The organism is Meiothermus rufus DSM 22234 (genome assembly GCF_000423425.1).
Classification (GTDB): domain Bacteria; phylum Deinococcota; class Deinococci; order Deinococcales; family Thermaceae; genus Meiothermus; species Meiothermus rufus.
Window position 1 is genome coordinate 23,576 of record NZ_AUHY01000008.1, and the last position, 15,974, is coordinate 39,549.

A 15,974-nucleotide genomic window follows, 5' to 3' on the forward strand; every position below is an offset into this window, starting at 1 on the left:
TGGGCCTCCAGGATGGGGCTAACGACGATGCGAATCCTGGTCACCAACGACGACGGTATCTATAGCCCCGGTCTTTTGGCCCAGGCCCAGGTGGCCACCGCCTTTGGCCAGGTGCGGGTGGTGGCCTCCGATGTGGAGCAGTCGGCTATGGGGCATGCCATCACCATCCTGCGCCCCCTGCACTACCGCGCCACCCCGCTGGGGGGCCTCGAGGCCTACCGGGTCAACGGCACCCCTGCCGACTGCGTGGCCCTGGGCACCCACCACTGGGAGCAGGTCGACCTGGTGCTTTCAGGTATCAACCTGGGAGCCAACCTGGGCCACGAAATCTGGCACTCCGGCACCGTAGCCGCGGCCAAACAGGCCGCCCTTCTGGGCATTCCGGCCATCGCCTTCAGCACCCCCGTCAATGGCCGCGAGCCCGACTTTGAAGGCCTCAAGCCCTGGGTGGGAAAGGTGCTGGAAGCCCTCCTGCGCGAGCCCAAGCCCTTTTTGATCAACGTCAACCTGCCGCCCAAACCCAAGGGGCTGCTGTGGGCCCGCCAGTCGGTGCGGCGCTACCTGGGCCGGGTGGTGCCCGGCACCGACCCCATGGGCCGGGAGCACTTCTGGTTTGCCCCCCACCCCGATCACGAGCCGGAGGAGGGCACCGACCGCTGGGCGCTGGAGCACAACTTTATCGCCCTCACCCCCCTGCGCCTCGACCTGACCGACGAGGCCCGCCTGGGCCAGGCCTTTCAGCGGGCGACCCTGGCCGACTGAGGCCCGGCTTCCTGCAACCGCCCGCCCACCAGGCGCTGCCGTACCCGCCCGCTGAGGAGCAAAAGGCCATGCAGAATGGCGGGGGGGCGGGCCGGGCTGCCCGGCACGTACACGTCGACCGGCAAAAGCCGGTCAACCCCGCCGACCACCTGGGGGCTGCCCTTGAACACCTCACCATCGATGGCCTCGTTGCCCACGGCCACCACGCCCTTGGGCTCAGGGGTGGCCTGGTAGGTGCGCAGCAGGGCCTCGCGCATGTTCTGGCTCACCGGGCCGGTGACCAGCAAAGCGTCGGCATGGCGGGGCGAGGCCACCACGCTGAAGCCAAAGCGGGCCATGTCGTGGAAGGGGTTGCCCGCCAGAGCGATCTCGCTGTCGTCCTGGCCGGTGTTGCCTGCGGAGACCTCGCGGAAGGCCAGGGTGGGCAGGTGCAGCTCGCTGCGGGTGGGCAGCGGGGGGGTGGCCTCCACAAAGGCCCCCTTTTCCAGGTCGACCCGCTGGATCAGGTCGCTGCGCCGGGTGACCGCAACCTCGAGGCTGCGCATCTCCTCGATGGCCTGGGGAAAGGCCCTGCGGCAGCGGCCACAGAGCACGCAGTGGGCCAGATCCAGCCGGAACTCCCCCGGCTCCTCCTGGAAGGCTCCGCTGGGGCAGAGGGCCTGTAGGGCCTGCCGCACCTGAGGGGATAGCCCCTGGGGTTGCAACAGTGGCCAGCCGGGGGCCCAGGCCGGAAGGCGGAAGAGCTTGTCCAGGCTTCGGGTCAGAAGACCGGTGCGTAGGGTTTGCCAGAGGGCATTCATAGGTCGCACCCCGCGTAGGAAAGGTCGAAGGACTTATTTATGAGAGGGAAATCGGGCAGGCCCATGCCCCGCACCGCGATTTCCAAAGCCCGCCAGTTCTTAAAGCTGGGGTCTACCAGCCGCGCCCGGGCCACCCGGGCCCCTTCCAGCCGCACCCAGTAGAACACCTCGCCCCGCCCGGCCTCCACCCGGCTGTACCCCTCGGCGGCGGGCGGGGGAGCGGCTTCTTTGGCCCAGACCGGCCCGGAGGGCAGCTCGGCCAGGAAGCGCTCGAGGTAGGCGAAGCTTTGCCGTACCTCCTCGCTGTAGACCTGGGCGCGGGCCAACACGTCGCCCCCAGAGCGCACCACCGGGCTGAAGGGTTGGTAGAGGGGGTCTTCCTGGCGCAGGTCGCGGGCGATACCGCTGGCGCGGGCTGCCGGCCCCACCAGACCCAGCAGGCGGGCCTGGGCCTCGCTTACAGGCCCCACATAGCGCATGCGGTCCAGCACCATGGGGTGCTTCAGGGCGGCTTGCAGATGGGCGCCGACCTCGCGCCCTAGGTCGTGCAGGGCGTCCTGGAGCTCGTCCTGGGTGCCCCGGTCGGGGTCGAAGTAGACCCCGCCTGGGCCGATGGCATTGCGGCCATAGCGGTGGCCAGTCAGGCGCTCGAGCTGCCCCTGGAGCAAGGCCCGCACCTTGCCTACCTGGGTTGCGGCATAGGCGTAGCCGATGTCGGTAAAGAGGCCAGCCAGGTGGCCCAGGTGGCCGAAGATGCGCTCGAGCTCCAGAACCACCCGGCGCAAGACCTGGGCCCTGGGGGGCACCGCCACCCCCCAGGCGGCCTCCACCGCCTGGGCCAGGGCCAGGGCATGGGCCACGCTCTCTCCCCCGGCCCGCTCGGCCAGCAGGAGGGCTTGGGCCAGCCCCTGCCCCTGCATCTGGGCCTCGAGGCCACGGTGTTGGTACCCCAGGCGTACCTCCATGTGCAGAATCTGCTCACCCAGCACGCTAAAGCGAAAATGCCCGGGCTCGATGATGCCGGCGTGCACCGGGCCTACCGGCACCTCGTGCAGGCCTTCGATCGGGTCGAAGGGGTAAGGTTTTTGGTGGTCGCGCAAGGGTTTGAGGGCGGGGTGGCCCTCGGGGTGGAGGCCGTGGGCCTCCCACAGGGCCCGCTCGAACCAGTCCAGGGCGGGGAAGTCGCGGGCCAGGCTGGGGAAGGTGGTGGTGGCCTCTAGCTCCAGCACCTCGAGGCCTTTTTCCGCTCTTTCCACAAAGTAGCGAAGCGTTGGGGCCTGGTAGTCCAGGGCTACTAGCCGGCCTTGGCTCAGGGCTTCGATCAGCGCGTCCATGCCAGTACCTCCGCCCAGGTCTTAACCAGCTCCACCGGGGGCAACAGCCCCAGGAAGAGGCCCACAGCCAGCAGAACCCCCGGCACCAGCACCAGGCTTTGGCCCTGGGGCCGGTGGGGCAGGGTCCCCGGGCCATAGATCATCTGGGAAAGGGGCCAGAGTAGCCCGGCAAAGGCACTCACCAGCCCCAGCAGGTAAAGTCCCATGGCCCAGGGCGCAGAGGCGAGCAAAGCCTGGAACTCGGCGAAGAACAGCCCGAAAGGGGGCAGCCCGGCCAGGCCCAGAAGGGCCAGCAGGAAGACCCAGGCCCCAGCGGGCCAGGCCTGGTAGACCCCCCCTACCCGGGCGATGAGCTTGCTGCGGTAGGCCAGCAACAGGTTTCCGGCCCCCAGGAAGGCCGCGGTTTTGAGCAGGGAGTGGAACAGGGTGTGCAACATAGCCAGCCAGGGCAGGCCCAGGCCCAAGGCATAGACCGCCAGCCCCATGTGCTCCATGCTGGAATAGGCCAGCAGCCGCTTAAAGTCCTTTTGTGCAAAAAGGAAAAGCCCTGCCGCCAGAAGCGAGATAAGGCCGAAGCTCTGTAGCAAAAGCGCAGCTTTCTCGAAAAGCCCCGCGCTGCCCAGCAGGGCGGTATAGCGCAGAAGGGCGTAGAAGGCGACGTTGAGTAGGGTGCCCGAGAGCAGGGCCGAGGCCGGGCTGGGGGCCTCGGAGTGGGCGTCGGGCAGCCAGGCGTGCAGGGGGAAGAGCCCTACCTTGGTGCCAAACCCCACCAGCAAAAAGGCGAAAGCCAGGCCTAGCTGGGCCGCGCTGGCCGTGCGGGCCCATTCGCGGGCCTCCTGCCAGTCCAGGGTGGTCCCGCCCAGCAGGGCGTAGACCAGAATCACCCCGATAAGCCCCAGGGCGATCCCCACGCTGCCCAGCATGAGGTACTTCCAGGTGGCCTCGAGGGCCCGCGCCCCGCCCTTGTGGTAGACCAGCAGGGCTGAGGCCAGGGTGCTCCCCTCCACAAAAATCCATAAAAGACCCAGGTTGTGGGCCAGGAAGGCCCCGTGCATGGCAAAGAGGAAGAGGTTGCCCGCGGCGAAAAAGCGCCAGGCTTCCTGGTCCTGGCTCTCCTGGAAATAGGCCCGGGCATACAGGGCCACCAGGCCGAAGATGAAATCGGTAAGCAGCAGGTAGAAAAGCCCCACCCCGTCCAGCCGCAAGGGGCCACTGGCCTGGTTCTGGGCCAAAAGCCCCAGTGCCAGCGAAAACCAGGCTGCCCCCAGGCTGAGGCTGGCCAACCGCGCAGGCGTCCGCTCGCGCAGGGCATAGAGGGCGGGGAGCAAGGGGAGTAGCAGCAGCAGGTACAGCATAGTTATCCCTTCAGTTCGCGCATACGGGCGGTGTCGATGTGTTGGAAGGTTTCCTTAATCCGAAAAATCAGCACCCCGGCCAGCACCACCGCGGCGAAGGCGTCCAGCGCCACCCCGATCTCGATAAAGAGGGGCAGGCCGTGGGTTTCGGCCAGGGCCAGCAGAAAGACCCCGTTTTCCAGGGCTAAAAAGCCCAATACCTGGGTTACGGCCTTTTTGCGGCTGACCATAAAGAGCATGCCTAGCAGAATCAGGCCGATGGCCACCGGCACCGCCTCGGGCAGCCGGGCCCCCTCCAGCACGAAGCTGCGGCCCACCCAGAAGCCCACCCCGGCCAGCAGGCCGCCTAAAAGCAGCGAGAGCGGGATGGAAAGGTACGACTCCACCTCGTGGCTGATGCCCAGGCGTTCCAGAAGCCGGAAGAGGTACAGCGGAATCAGCACCCCTTTGATGAGCAGCAGGCCCAGCCCGGCCAGGATGAAGTGCAGCTCACCCTCGGCCAGCACAAAGGCTAAGAGCCCCAGTAAAACGTTTTGTAAGGCATATAGCCGGATCAGGGCATCCAGGCTCTTGCGCCCTACCATCAAAAATCCCGTGGCCAGGATGGCCAGGGCCAGGCTAGAGGCTAAATCCGAAAACGTAACACCACCCCCAGTACGGCCAGCACGCCGCTCAGCGTGCTGTAGCTCATCAGGTCGGGAAGCCTGAGGTAGCGAAGCTTAACCCCGTAGGTCTCCAGGTAGCCCAAAGCCAGCCAGCCCAAGAGCAGCACCAGAGGGAAAGACCAGGCGCCCAGGGGCATGAGCAGGGCGATGAGGCCCAGGTAGACCAGCATCTTTAGCCCGGCGGCCAGCTCGTACAGGGCCAGCAAGGGGCCGCTGTGATCCAGGAGCTGGGCCTCGTGGATCATGGTGAGCTCGAGGTGGGTGGTAGGGTCGTCGACGGGCATGCGGGCCCCCTCGGCCACCAGGGCCAGGGCCAGGGCCACCAGGGCCAGAGTATAGACCAGCAGGTTTTCCGCCGAGAGGGGGGCCAGGCCCGCCAGGGAGAGCTGGCTCGAGGCCAGCGCCGCTGCCCCCAGCGCCAGCAGGGTGCCGGGCTCGGCCAGCACCGCCACCAGGCTTTCCCGGTAGCTGCCCTGGCCGCCAAAGGCGCTGCCGGTGTCCAAAGCGGCTAGCACCTGGAAGAAACGCCCCAGGTTGAGTAGGTAGGCCAGCACCAGGAAGTCTCCCGCAAACGAAAACCCAGGCAGCAACGGCAGAAAGAGGGCGGCTAGAAAGGCCCCCAGCAGGGCCATCACCGGGGCCCACACGAAGATGGGGCTGCTGGGACTGGGGCGAATCCAGGCCTTGTGCCAGAGCTTGTACAGGTTGCGGTAGTCGTAGAGTGGGTCGGGGCCCAGGCGGTTTTGCAGGCGGGCCTTGAGCCACTTCAGGCTGCCGGTGAAAAGCGGAGCGATAAGCAAGAACAGCAAAGCGGTCATTGCCAGCTCACCCCCAGTACGAAAAGCAGGGCTAGAAACTGCAACAGCAGGTAAAGGTGCAGGCTCCCCGACTGGAGCCTTTGGGCCTGGCGGGCCAGGAAAAGATAGCCCCGCGCAAAGAGGGCCTCGAGGGTGCCCCACCAGTCCCCTCCCTGCCAGCGCAGCGTGGGCGGGTGCAATAGCCCCTCCCTCGAGGCTTCGATTTTTACTTCCACAAAGGGAAAGAGCCGCAGGAGCTGTTCACTATACCCCAGGGCGTTGGGTTGCATGCGGGGGCTAAGGGCCGATCCGGGCTGACCCGGCTGGTTGTAGCCGCAATCCCAGGGGGTGTAGCTGCGCCAGGGTTTGCGCTGCAACAGGTAGACCAGCCCACCCCCCAGGCCCAGCAGCCCCAGGGCAAGCAGGGCCACCGGGTACAGCGGCGGGTTCAAGGGGGCCAAAAGCGCCCCAGGGAAGAGGGAAAGCCCCACCAGCCCCAGGGCTAAAAGCCCCAGGCCCACCTGGCCGTATAGCCCCACCTCGTGCACCTCCAGGGCCTGGGAGCTGCGGGGTAGGCCCAGGAAGGCCAGGCCCAGCAGGCGCACGTACAGCGCCGCGGCCAGGGCCCCTACCAGGGCCAGCACCCCCACCCCCAGGGCTAAAAGCGAGACCACGCCCCCCTTGGGTACCGAGAGGAAGCCCTGGTAGAGGTACCACTCACCCAAAAAGCCCGCCAGAGGGGGCAGGCCGGCCCCCACAGCGGCTGCCAGCAGGCTGTAGGCGGCGGTTTGGGGTAGCTTTGGGAAAAGCCCCCCCAAGGCCGAAAGCCCCCGCTCCTTTAGCGCCCCCGACCCCAGGAAGAGGAGGCCCTTAAAGAGGGCGTGGGCCGCCTGGTGGAAGAAGAAGGCCAGCAGGAAAAAGGGGTGTTGCAGCAGGAAATACCCTCCCAGAGCGGCCAGCAGCAGGTTGAGGTTTTCCACGCTGGAGTAGGCCAGCACCCCTTTGTAGTCGTTTTCGGCCAGGCCCAGCACCAGGGCATACACCGCTCCGGCCAGCCCCAGGCCCAGCAAAAGCCAGCCCACCCAGGCCGGAGCTGGCCCGGCCCAGTCCAAAGCCCGGTACAGGCCGTAGAGCCCTAGCTTGACCATCCCTCCAGAAAGCAGGGCCGAAAGCGGGCTCATGGCGACCGGGTGGGCTTTGGGCAGCCAGGCATGCAGGGGGAAGAGGGCTGCCTTGGTGCCGAAGCCCAGCACCAGCCCGGCCCAGACCAGGTGAACCAACCCCTCCCGCGGCCCGCCCTGGATGAGCAGCAAAAGGGCCAGGAAGAGCCCGGCCCCCGAGACCCGGCTGGCCAGGAAGAAGGCCCGGCTGCCGGCCAGGGCCGCGGGCCCCTCGAGGGCGATCAGCAGATAGCCCAGTAGGGCCATTCCCTCCCACAGGAAAAGGAAGCTGTAGCCCAAAGGGGCCAGTACCACCCCGGCCATGCTGCCGGCAAAAAGGGGCAGCAGGAGGGTTTCCAGGCGGGCTCGAGGCCCCGGATGGTGGGCCAGGTAGTCGCGCAGGTAAAAGCCCACCCCCAGGTACAAGGCACCCAAAAGGGCCAGGTAAAACCCAGCGGTGGCGTCCAGCGGTAGGGCAGAAGACTGGCCCAGCCAGGCGGGTAGGCCTGCCAGCGCCAGCAACAGGCCGCTGCCCCCTAAGCCCAGGGGCAGGTAGCGGTAGGCGGCGGGTGCCAACAGGGCCAACAGGCTTTGCCCACCCAGCAAGCCGAAAGCGATGTAGATTAGCGTCATGACCGGGATAGCCCCTCCTGCAAGGCGGAAAGCTGGTTGCTCTGGCTTTTGAGGTGCCGTTCGAAGATGGCCCGCCCCAGGTCGAGGAAAACATAGACCTGAGGATCGGCGATGCGGTAGTGCACGGTGGTTCCCTCCTTGCGTGCGATGACCAGGCCCCGCTGGCGCAGCACCGCGAGCTGCTGGGAGACGCTGGGCTGCTCGAGGCCCAGCTCCTCGGCCAGCCGGCTCACGCTCTGCTCGCCCTGCCGCAGCGCATCCAGAATGGCCAGACGCACCGGGTGGCCCAGGGCTTTGAAGAACTCGGCTTTAAACTGATGTAGGGCAGAGATCACTAGATGATTATATTCAGAATATCTTATATTGCAATATGCCAATGTCTTTGATATATAGCTACTGCGGCAGAATGAGGTTGTTCTCCCCTGGAGGGGGTTAGGGTTGTGGGCCGCGTAGGGTCTGCAAGGAGTTCCAGAGGTTCTCTTCCATAGCCTCGAGGCCCTTTTGGCTACCCACCACCGCGAGAGGGCTGGCGCTGCCGTCGTAGAGGTAGAGCACCCGGATGGGGAAGAACAGGTAGACCGCCAGGGCCACCAGGGCTAGGGCCAAGGCCCCATACTCCAGAGCTGCCGGGCTCAGCCGCAGCAGCTGGGGGAGGTTTAGCCAGCCCAGCGAACGCAGCAGCAGGCTAACCAGGCCCACAAAGAAGCCCACAAAGGCTACGGCCAGCAACCCGTCGCGCATCTGGTAGGTGCGCTCGAGGCGCGCCAGCTTTAGCAGATGGAGGCGTACCGAGACCGTGCCACTGCGAAAGCAAAGCCAGCCCGCTTCGATAAAAGCTTCCCGAAATCGCTTGCCGAGGACGGTGTACCGGTGAGGCAGGGTGATCTTTCCCATTTTGACTCCTGGGGGCATTGCGCCCACTGGCTGTCCCCCACTTTAATCCAGAGAATCATGGCTCGCGCGAGAGGGCCGATTGAATTAGCCTTCGCAAACCACTTTTTGCCTTTGAGCTACAATTTGCACGATGTGGCTTGGTCTGCACCGCTTCTTTGCCGGTAGGCCGGTAGCCCGGGTGGTGGCTTTGCTGACCGGGCTGAACCTGCTAACGGTGCTGGGGTTTACCTTGTTGGTGCCGGCCCGCCCCATAGAGCTGCCGCTGGTGCTGCCCTGGCAGAACCCCGCCCAGGCTGCCTGGCGGGTCGGGGCTGCTCTGGCTTTGATGGGGGTGGTGCTGTGGGCCTTGCGCCCGGGGAAGCGGCGGGCCTGGGAGCTGGTTTTGCTGGCCTTGGTAGGGGTAGGAGTGGTGGCTTGGTTAACCCAGAACTATCTGCCCTTCCTGGCTTTGGGCTTGGTTCCAGTCGTGGCCCGCTACTGGTTACCGCTCTGGGCGGTGCTGCTGGGGGTGGCGGGGTTGGGTGGGCTTTCGCTCTGGTGGGCCCAGCGTGAGCCTTTGCAGATAACCTTTGAAATACTGATGACCCAAGGGCCCCAGGGGAGCACGGCCTGGAGCGCGTTGCCCAACCCTGCTGAGTATCCTAACCTGGCCTTGGCCTTTTTCGTATTTATCGCTTTTTTGTACTCGGGCTATGCCCTCTTTACCCTCGAGCTATTGGTGCGGGAAAGCCGGGCCCGAGAGGAGCTCGAGCGCACCCGCCGCGAGCTGGAAGAGGCCTCGCGTCAGGCTGGCATGCTGGAGGAGCGCCAGCGCTTGGCCCGCGAGATTCACGATACCCTGGCCCAGGGCTTTGCTAGCATTGCGGTGCAGCTCGAGGTCGCCGAGATGGTGAGCAAAAACCAGGCTCTGTTGGGTTGCTACCTGGAACAGGCCCGCACGGTGGCCCGCGAGGGACTTACCGAGGCCCGCCGCATGGTCTGGGCTTTGCGCCCGGAAATCCTGGAGCACACCTCACTGCCCGAGGCCCTAGGGCACCTGTTGCAGCGCTGGCAGAAGGAGTCTGGCATTGCTGCGCAGTTTGTTCTGGCGGGGGAGCCCCGCTCCCTGCCAGGGGCCCTCGAGGTCGAGCTTTTGCGCATTGCTCAGGAGGCTTTGGCCAATGTGCGCAAACACGCCCAGGCCCGCAACGTTACCCTGACCCTCTCGTACCTGGACGACATGGTGCTCATGGATGTCCAAGACGATGGGGTAGGGTTGCAACCCTCCCTTTCGGGAAGCTTTGGTTTACGTTCCATGCGTGAGCGGATAGCCTCGTTGGGAGGGCAGATGACTGTGGAGAGCGAAGCGGGGCAGGGTACTACCCTGGCTTTCAGCCTACCCCTAAGGACCCACGAGGCCCCAGCCAAGGCAGGCTGCCCATGACGGACCCGATTCGGATTTTGCTGGTAGATGATCACCCGGTAGTCCGGGCCGGGCTTTCGGGTCTGCTTTCCTCCCAGACAGATTTTGTCGTGCTGGGGGAGGCTTCTAACGGCCAGGAGGCCTTGGCTTTCTTACAGCAGCACCCCGCTGATGTGGTTCTGATGGACCTGCGTATGCCGCAGATGGACGGGGTCAGCGCCACCCGGCAGATTAGGGCCCACTTTCCTGGGGTTCGGGTGCTGGTGCTGACCACCTATGATAGCGACAGCGACATTGTTCGGGCGGTGGAGGCAGGGGCGACGGGGTATCTGCTTAAGGATGTGCCGCGGGAGGAACTATTTCGTGCGGTGCGGCTGTGCGCCCAGGGAGAGGCTGTGCTCTCCCCACCGGTTGCGGCACGGCTTTTGGGCCGGATGCGGGGGCCTGGGGAAGTAAGCCTTTCCGTGCGCGAACTCGAGGTGCTTTCCTTGGTAGCCAAGGGCCTTTCCAACAAGGAAATTGCCCGTAAGCTCAAGATTAGCGAGGCTACCGTCAAAACCCATCTGTTGCACACCTTCGGCAAGCTAGGCGTGGACGACCGCACCGCTGCCGTGACTGCGGCGCTCGAGCGGGGTATCCTTCGCTTGGAGGGATAAGTCCAAAGCGGGTATGGTGGAGGTTGTGCGAGCGGGCCTGCGCTATTTGGTTCCGGCCAGCATTGGCCTGGTGGTGGCTTTGGCCGACTTGGGCAATGTGGATCTGCTGTTTGCCGGCACTTTTCTTTTGCTGATGGGCTTCGTGGTGGGTTGGTGGTGGCCGGGACAGTGGTGGCTGAGCGGCTTGCTGATGGGAGGGGTTTTACCGCTGGTGCAGCTATGGGCGCTCTTGGTGCGCTTTCCTATGCCCTACGTACCCGATCCCCTTCAGGGGCTGTTCTTGCTGGGGCCAGCTTTGCTGATGGCTGGCTTTGGGGCTGTTGTTCATCGGAAAACCCCCTACGCACCCACCGCCCTGCGCTCCCGCTTGCGCCGGGCCAAGCAGGCCGATGACCCCAACTATGAAGAGCCCTGAGCTTTTAGCTCGAGGGTTTAGACTGTGCCTCTCGGATACCCTCGCGCACCTCGCGGATGAAGGCCTGGGTTTTTTCCTCGAGGTCGTGCACCGCCCAGGGGATACGCTGGGCTCCCGGCCAGCGCTGGAAGAGGGTCTCCAGCCACTGCAGGAGTAGGTTGGCCTCCATCGAACCGGAAGACTGATAGCTAACGCTGGCGTTGGCCAGCACGATCTTGCCCAAAGCCTCGTAATGGCTGGGGGAGGTGTGCAGGATGAGGAAGCGGAAGTTTTCGCCCCCATCCTGCCCTACGCATTCCAACACCTGCCCTTCGGCGAGGGCATTGATTTTATGTAGGCTAACCATAGCCTAATGCTACGGGGCCTTGAGCGGGACCGCTAGGGGCAATTGCCCAAACTGGGCGGCGTACATTTTTCCCTAGCCCCGAACCACAATGTTCAAAAGCTTCTTGGGTACGTAGATTTCCTTGACCACCTCCTTGCCCTCGAGGTGCTGCTGCACGTTGGGTAAGGCTTTGGCCAGGCGCCGAATCTCCTCCTCGCTGGCGTTGCTGCTTACCGTAGTTCGGCCCCGCACCCTGCCGTTGACCTGTACCACCAGCTCGAAATGGTCAGCCTTCAGTGCTTCTTCATCCAGGGTTGGCCAGGGCGCATGGAAAACCGAGGTGGTGTGGAAGTGGTGCCAGAGTTCCTCGGCCAGGTGAGGGGCAAAGGGAGCCAGCATCTGCACGTAGCGCAGCACCGCGTGGCGGAAGACCGGGCTAACCCCCTGCTCCTTGCGGTAGTCACTTAGGGCGTTGAGCAGCTCCATCAGCGCGGCAATGGCGGTGTTGAAGCGCAGGGCCTCGAGGTCGTCGGTAACCTTTTTGATGGTCTGGTGCAGCTTCTGATAGAGGGCTTTGTGGGCCCCTTCCAGCTCGGCGGGTTCGAAGGTTTCACTCTGGGCCTTGAGCTCGGTTAGGTTTTCGCTGACCAGGCGGTACACCCGGTTGAGGTAACGCCAGGCGCCCTGCACACCTTCCTCGGTCCAGACCATCTCGTTTTCCGGTGGAGCAGCAAACAAAATGGTGATGCGGGCAATATCAGCCCCCTGCTCCCGAACAAAGGGCCCCACCATCACCCCGTTGCCCAGGCTCTTGGACATGGTGGCCGGCTTCCAGAAGTGCAAGGTGCCGTCCTCGTGGGTGCGCAGCTCGGCTCCGCTCTTCTGGGCCTCTTCCAGGGTGAGGGTCTCCGGCAGTTCCAGCTTGGCCCGGCGCTCGGGATTTTTGAAGCGGAGGGTCTGGCCTTCTAGCACCACCTCGCCCACATCGGTCCAGCCTTGCACCATGCCTTGGGTGAAGAGGCCCTCGAAGGGTTCCTCGGCCTCCACCAAGCCCAGGTCGTGCAGGAACTTGGTGAAGAAGCGGGCGTACAGCAGGTGCAAAATGGCGTGCTCAATCCCGCCGATGTACTGATCTACCGGCATCCAAAAGTTGGCCTTGGTCGGGTCGAAGGGCAGGTTCTCGTTGTGCGCATCGGTATAGCGCAGGAAGTACCAGGACGAATCGAAGAAAGTGTCCATGGTATCGGTGTCGCGCTGGGCTATCCCGCCGCACTTTGGGCAGGTGCACTGGTAGAACTCAGGATGGGCGGCCAGGGGACTTTTGCCCTTGGGGCGGATATCCTCCACGTCCTTGAGCGTGGGCAGCACCACGGGTAGGTCTTCGTAGGGTACCGGCACGATGCCGCAGCTATCGCAGTGGATCATGGGGATGGGGGTGCCCCAGTAGCGCTGGCGGCTGATGAGCCAGTCGCGCAGGCGGTAATTGACCTTGGCCTGGCCGATGCCTTTTTCCTCCATCCAGGCAATGATTTTTTGTTTGGCCTCTTCCACATAGAGGCCGTTGAGGAAACCGGAGTTAATGGCCGGGCCGTCCTCGGTGTAAGCCTGGCCCTGCCAACCGGCGGGGGGCTCTACGGTGCGGATGATCTCGAGGCCGAACTTTTCGGCGAACTCCCAGTCGCGCTGATCCTGTCCCGGCACGGCCATGATGGCCCCGGTACCATAGCCCGCGAGCACGTAGTCGGCAATCCAGATGGGGATTTCCTTGCCGTTGGCCGGGTTAATGGCGTAGGCCCCGGTCCAGACCCCGGTCTTCTCGCGGTCCTCGCGCTGCCGCTCGACCTCGCTCTTCATGCGGGTGGCCGCGACGTAGGCCTCCACGGCCTCCTTCTGCTCGGGAGTGGTGATCCGGGCGACGAGCTCGTGCTCGGGGGCCAGCACCATGAAGGTGGCGCCGAAAATGGTATCGGGACGGGTGGAGAAGACCCGAATCTTATGCGCGTGGCCCTTTACCGGGAAGTCGAACTCGGCGCCTACGCTCTTGCCAATCCAGGCCCGCTGCATGGCCTTGACTTTCTCGGGCCAGCGGGGCAGTTTATCCAGGTCGGCCAGCAGGCGCTCGGCGTAGTCGGTAATCTTGAGGTACCACTGCTCCAGCTCGCGCTTTTCTACCAGCGCCCCCGAGCGCCAGCCCCGCCCGTCGATGACCTGCTCGTTGGCCAGCACGCTCTGCTCGACCGGGTCCCAGTTGACGTAGCTCTTCTTGCGGTAGGCCAGCCCCTTCTCGTACATCTTGAGGAAGATCCACTGGTTCCACTTGTAGTATGCAGGGGTGCAGGTGGTGACCTCGCGGCTCCAGTCGTACTGGATGCCCATCAAGGCCAGCGATTCCTTGGACTGCTGGATATTACCGAAGGTCCAGTCGGCAGGGCTAATCCCGAACTTTAAGGCGGCGTTCTCGGCGGGCAGGCCGAAGGCGTCCCAACCGAAGGGGTGCAAGACCGAGTAGCCCTGCTGGGTGCGCCAGCGGGCCAGCACATCGCCCATGGTGTAGTTCTTGAGGTGGCCCATGTGCAGGTCGCCTGAGGGGTAAGGGAACATCACCAGAATGTAGGCCTTTTTGCCTCTGCCGCTGTCCTCGCTGGCCCGCAGCAACCCGATCTGTTCCCAGTATTTCTGCCATTTGGGCTCGATCTCGTGGGGGTTGTATCTGTCGGTTGTGACCATGGTTCGCTACTCCACTTCTCACTAGGCATTGTATTGCCTGAAAGGCCAAAAGCGGAAATAGAGCGCTGTGTGCCGGGGGAGCCGCCCCACTGCTTAGCGGGAAGCCGGCCTGGGTATGGCCTATGCTTTAGGCATGCAGGTGAGTGTGTTGGGTCTTGGATTGATGGGCCGCCCGATGGCCCGGGTGCTGCGGGCCAAAGGTTGGAGGGTCAAGGGCTGGAACCGCAGCACCCTCAGCCCTGAGCTTCTGGAAGGTATTCCTTGCTTGGCCTCGCTGGAGGAGGCCGCCCAGGCCGAGGTGCTGCTGCTGATGCTTTCCGACTCAGCGGCGGTAGATGCTGTGCTGGAGCGCCTCGAGCCCTACTTGCGGGCGGGCCAGGTGGTGCTGGACATGGGAACCTCCGACCCGGCCCATTCCCGGCGTCACGCCCAGCGTTTGAAGGCCCGGGGCATCGGCTGGGTGGATGCCCCCGTCTCGGGGGGGCCTGAAGGGGCCCAGAGCGCCACCTTGGCCATTATGGCGGGGGGCGAGCCAGCCGACTACGAGCGGGTTCGGCCCATCCTGGAGGCCCTGGGCCGGCCCGTCCACTTGGGTGGGCCGGGGGCAGGCCATACCGCGAAGGTCATCAACCAGCTCATCGTGGGCCTGACCATCGAGGCGGTGGCCGAGGCCATTGCTCTGGCCGAGCGGCAGGGTTTGGACCCTCGCAAGCTCCAGCTAGCCTTGCAGGGTGGGTTTGCCGACTCCAAGATTTTGCAGATACACGGCACCCGCATGATTGAGCGCCGCTTTGTGCCGGGGGCGCGGGTGCGCACCCAGCTCAAAGACCTGCGCCTGGCCCAGGCACTAGCCGAACAGGCGGGCCTCGAGCTGCCCCATCTGCAAAGTGCCCTGCGCTTCTACGCCGAGCTCGAGGCCGCCCAAAAGGGCGACCTCGACCACTCGGCTTTGTTTCTCAGGCTGGTGCCCTAAGGTGTGCTGGGCCGGGCCTGCACCCCGGGCTTTAGGAACTCGTTGGTGTAGAAGGCCATAGGGGGCAGGTCGGTCTTGACCCGGCCAGTCTGTTGCAAGAGCAGCAAGGCGCTTTGCCAGGCCTGGGGATTGGAGAAGCCCAGCCCGTTCTGGCGGGTGTAAGGCGACTCGTACAACCGAATGGAAGCCTTGAGTACCTCCATGCGCTCCTGGCCCAGATTGGGCACGAAGCGCCGGGCCGCGGCAAAGGCCCGCTCAGGCTCGCGCAGGGTGAGGGCCATGCCTGCCTGGGACGCAGCCAGAAAGCGCCGCACCAGCTCGGGATTTTGTAGCACCCGGTCGGTGGTGATAACCCCGTTGCCGGGGCTGCGGTTGTAGGGGCCGGCGGGAATCACGTTGAGGGCTACGCCCCTTTGCCGCAGGAAGACCGGCTCGTTGTTGATGAAGCCCATGGCCACATCCACCCGGCCCGAGACCACCGCCTCGGCCTGGGTGAAGCCGATTTGTAGGATACGCACATCGCTTTCCTTAAGCCCAGCAGCTCTTAGGATGGCTTGCAAAGAGGTCAGGGAGACCCCAAACATCCCCGGCATCCCAATGGTCTTGCCCTTGAGGTCGCGCACCGAGCGGATGTTTTTCTCGGCCAGCGAGAACAGGGCATTGGGCACCGACTGGTACAGGGCCATCACGTACTTGAAGGGGGTGGCCTGGGGGTTTTGCGCCCGCAGGGCGATGACGTCCTCGGCGTCCCCCACCACGAAATCCAGCCGCCCCTGGGCCAGAAGCGGGTACAGCTCGCTCACGAAGCCGTGCTGAAACTCCACCTCGAGGCCCTCTTGCGGGTACAGCCCCTCCACCACACCCAGGTAGAAGGGAGCGAACTGCACGTCGGGCAGGTAGCCCAGCCCAACCCGAACCTTCTGGCCTTGCGCCAGCGCCAACGACAGTAGAAGCACCAATCCAATCAACCAACGCTGCATTTTCCCTCCACGAAGCTATGCAAACCCACGCCGAGCAGAACGCGACTGCTGCGGCAGACCGAGTGCCTATGAACCTGGTTTGTGGGAGGGTTTTTT

At 64.6% G+C, this 15,974-nt stretch carries 16 protein-coding genes; 5 read left to right on the top strand and 11 right to left on the bottom strand.

Annotated elements, in window-relative coordinates:
- The first annotated feature begins 27 nt into the window (after window positions 1–27).
- Entirely contained in the window at window positions 28–762 is a 735-nt protein-coding gene (gene surE, locus G552_RS0102080) for a 5'/3'-nucleotidase SurE (protein WP_027881505.1), read from the top strand.
- Here the strand turns inward: surE and G552_RS0102085 are convergent.
- From G552_RS0102085 to G552_RS0102120, 8 genes are all read right to left on the bottom strand, one after another.
- Window positions 738–1,562, bottom strand: a complete 825-nt coding sequence (locus tag G552_RS0102085; RefSeq protein WP_027881506.1) for an NADH-quinone oxidoreductase subunit B family protein — start codon at window positions 1,560–1,562, stop codon at window positions 738–740. The two genes, surE and G552_RS0102085, sit on opposite strands and share 25 nt — an antisense overlap.
- The gene (locus tag G552_RS0102090; RefSeq protein WP_027881507.1) at window positions 1,559–2,896 is read right to left on the bottom strand and encodes a hydrogenase large subunit; all 1,338 of its coding nucleotides are present in this window, start codon (window positions 2,894–2,896) and stop codon (window positions 1,559–1,561) included. Before G552_RS0102090 ends, G552_RS0102085 begins: the two co-directional genes overlap by 4 nt.
- Window positions 2,884–4,251, bottom strand: coding sequence for a proton-conducting transporter transmembrane domain-containing protein (locus G552_RS0102095; protein ID WP_027881508.1), 1,368 nt, complete (start codon window positions 4,249–4,251; stop codon window positions 2,884–2,886). The genes G552_RS0102090 and G552_RS0102095 overlap by 13 nt, the downstream gene beginning before the upstream one ends.
- A 2-nt stretch (window positions 4,252–4,253) precedes the next feature.
- On the bottom strand, window positions 4,254–4,835 hold the full coding sequence (locus G552_RS0102100; RefSeq protein ID WP_027881509.1) for an NADH-quinone oxidoreductase subunit K: 582 nt from the start codon (window positions 4,833–4,835) through the stop codon (window positions 4,254–4,256).
- Between the two features lie 41 nt (window positions 4,836–4,876).
- Window positions 4,877–5,734 (bottom strand): respiratory chain complex I subunit 1 family protein, encoded by an 858-nt coding sequence (locus G552_RS0102105; RefSeq protein ID WP_027881510.1) that lies wholly within the window; start codon window positions 5,732–5,734, stop codon window positions 4,877–4,879.
- The gene (locus G552_RS14605; RefSeq protein WP_051195644.1) at window positions 5,731–7,506 is read right to left on the bottom strand and encodes a proton-conducting transporter transmembrane domain-containing protein; all 1,776 of its coding nucleotides are present in this window, start codon (window positions 7,504–7,506) and stop codon (window positions 5,731–5,733) included. The genes G552_RS0102105 and G552_RS14605 overlap by 4 nt, the downstream gene beginning before the upstream one ends.
- Window positions 7,503–7,841, bottom strand: coding sequence for an ArsR/SmtB family transcription factor (locus G552_RS0102115; protein ID WP_027881511.1), 339 nt, complete (start codon window positions 7,839–7,841; stop codon window positions 7,503–7,505). Before G552_RS0102115 ends, G552_RS14605 begins: the two co-directional genes overlap by 4 nt.
- Window positions 7,842–7,938: 97 nt before the next feature.
- A complete protein-coding gene (locus G552_RS0102120; protein ID WP_027881512.1) occupies window positions 7,939–8,400 on the bottom strand; it encodes a hypothetical protein in 462 nt (153 codons plus the stop codon).
- A 130-nt stretch (window positions 8,401–8,530) separates the two neighbouring features.
- On the opposite strand from G552_RS0102120, the gene G552_RS0102125 reads away from it, so the two are divergent.
- From G552_RS0102125 to G552_RS0102135, 3 genes are read left to right on the top strand one after another with little or no spacing between them, the layout of a single operon-like run.
- On the top strand, window positions 8,531–9,823 hold the full coding sequence (locus tag G552_RS0102125; protein ID WP_027881513.1) for a sensor histidine kinase: 1,293 nt from the start codon (window positions 8,531–8,533) through the stop codon (window positions 9,821–9,823).
- Entirely contained in the window at window positions 9,820–10,458 is a 639-nt protein-coding gene (locus tag G552_RS0102130; RefSeq protein ID WP_036270148.1) for a response regulator, read from the top strand. Before G552_RS0102125 ends, G552_RS0102130 begins: the two co-directional genes overlap by 4 nt.
- Window positions 10,459–10,471: 13 nt before the next feature.
- Window positions 10,472–10,873, top strand: a complete 402-nt coding sequence (locus G552_RS0102135; RefSeq protein ID WP_027881515.1) for a hypothetical protein — start codon at window positions 10,472–10,474, stop codon at window positions 10,871–10,873.
- Window positions 10,874–10,877: 4 nt separating this feature from the next.
- Here G552_RS0102135 and G552_RS14610 read toward each other — a convergent pair whose 3' ends face one another.
- Both G552_RS14610 and leuS read right to left on the bottom strand, forming a co-directional pair.
- On the bottom strand, window positions 10,878–11,219 hold the full coding sequence (locus G552_RS14610; RefSeq protein ID WP_051195645.1) for a hypothetical protein: 342 nt from the start codon (window positions 11,217–11,219) through the stop codon (window positions 10,878–10,880).
- 72 nt (window positions 11,220–11,291) lie between these two features.
- Complete coding sequence (gene leuS, locus G552_RS0102145; RefSeq protein ID WP_027881516.1) at window positions 11,292–13,925, bottom strand: leucine--tRNA ligase; 2,634 nt, start codon at window positions 13,923–13,925, stop codon at window positions 11,292–11,294.
- Window positions 13,926–14,058: 133 nt separating this feature from the next.
- Here leuS and G552_RS0102150 point away from each other — a divergent pair, with 133 nt between their 5' ends.
- Window positions 14,059–14,898: an NAD(P)-dependent oxidoreductase gene (locus G552_RS0102150; RefSeq protein ID WP_027881517.1), complete on the top strand. Its 840-nt coding sequence runs from the start codon at window positions 14,059–14,061 to the stop codon at window positions 14,896–14,898.
- Here G552_RS0102150 and G552_RS0102155 read toward each other — a convergent pair.
- The gene (locus G552_RS0102155; protein ID WP_027881518.1) at window positions 14,895–15,878 is read right to left on the bottom strand and encodes an ABC transporter substrate-binding protein; all 984 of its coding nucleotides are present in this window, start codon (window positions 15,876–15,878) and stop codon (window positions 14,895–14,897) included. The two genes, G552_RS0102150 and G552_RS0102155, sit on opposite strands and share 4 nt — an antisense overlap.
- Window positions 15,879–15,974 lie beyond the last annotated feature (96 nt).

Coding starts and splice junctions, on each gene's coding strand:
- surE (WP_027881505.1), top strand. CDS start 28: ATGCGAATCCTGGTCACCAACGACGACGGTATCTATAGCCCCGGTCTT.
- G552_RS0102085 (WP_027881506.1), bottom strand. CDS start 1,562: ATGAATGCCCTCTGGCAAACCCTACGCACCGGTCTTCTGACCCGAAGC.
- G552_RS0102090 (WP_027881507.1), bottom strand. CDS start 2,896: ATGGACGCGCTGATCGAAGCCCTGAGCCAAGGCCGGCTAGTAGCCCTG.
- G552_RS0102095 (WP_027881508.1), bottom strand. CDS start 4,251: ATGCTGTACCTGCTGCTGCTACTCCCCTTGCTCCCCGCCCTCTATGCC.
- G552_RS0102100 (WP_027881509.1), bottom strand. CDS start 4,835: ATGGTAGGGCGCAAGAGCCTGGATGCCCTGATCCGGCTATATGCCTTA.
- G552_RS0102105 (WP_027881510.1), bottom strand. CDS start 5,734: ATGACCGCTTTGCTGTTCTTGCTTATCGCTCCGCTTTTCACCGGCAGC.
- G552_RS14605 (WP_051195644.1), bottom strand. CDS start 7,506: ATGACGCTAATCTACATCGCTTTCGGCTTGCTGGGTGGGCAAAGCCTG.
- G552_RS0102120 (WP_027881512.1), bottom strand. CDS start 8,400: ATGGGAAAGATCACCCTGCCTCACCGGTACACCGTCCTCGGCAAGCGA.
- G552_RS0102125 (WP_027881513.1), top strand. CDS start 8,531: ATGTGGCTTGGTCTGCACCGCTTCTTTGCCGGTAGGCCGGTAGCCCGG.
- G552_RS0102130 (WP_036270148.1), top strand. CDS start 9,820: ATGACGGACCCGATTCGGATTTTGCTGGTAGATGATCACCCGGTAGTC.
- G552_RS0102135 (WP_027881515.1), top strand. CDS start 10,472: ATGGTGGAGGTTGTGCGAGCGGGCCTGCGCTATTTGGTTCCGGCCAGC.
- G552_RS14610 (WP_051195645.1), bottom strand. CDS start 11,219: ATGGTTAGCCTACATAAAATCAATGCCCTCGCCGAAGGGCAGGTGTTG.
- leuS (WP_027881516.1), bottom strand. CDS start 13,925: ATGGTCACAACCGACAGATACAACCCCCACGAGATCGAGCCCAAATGG.
- G552_RS0102150 (WP_027881517.1), top strand. CDS start 14,059: ATGCAGGTGAGTGTGTTGGGTCTTGGATTGATGGGCCGCCCGATGGCC.
- G552_RS0102155 (WP_027881518.1), bottom strand. CDS start 15,878: ATGCAGCGTTGGTTGATTGGATTGGTGCTTCTACTGTCGTTGGCGCTG.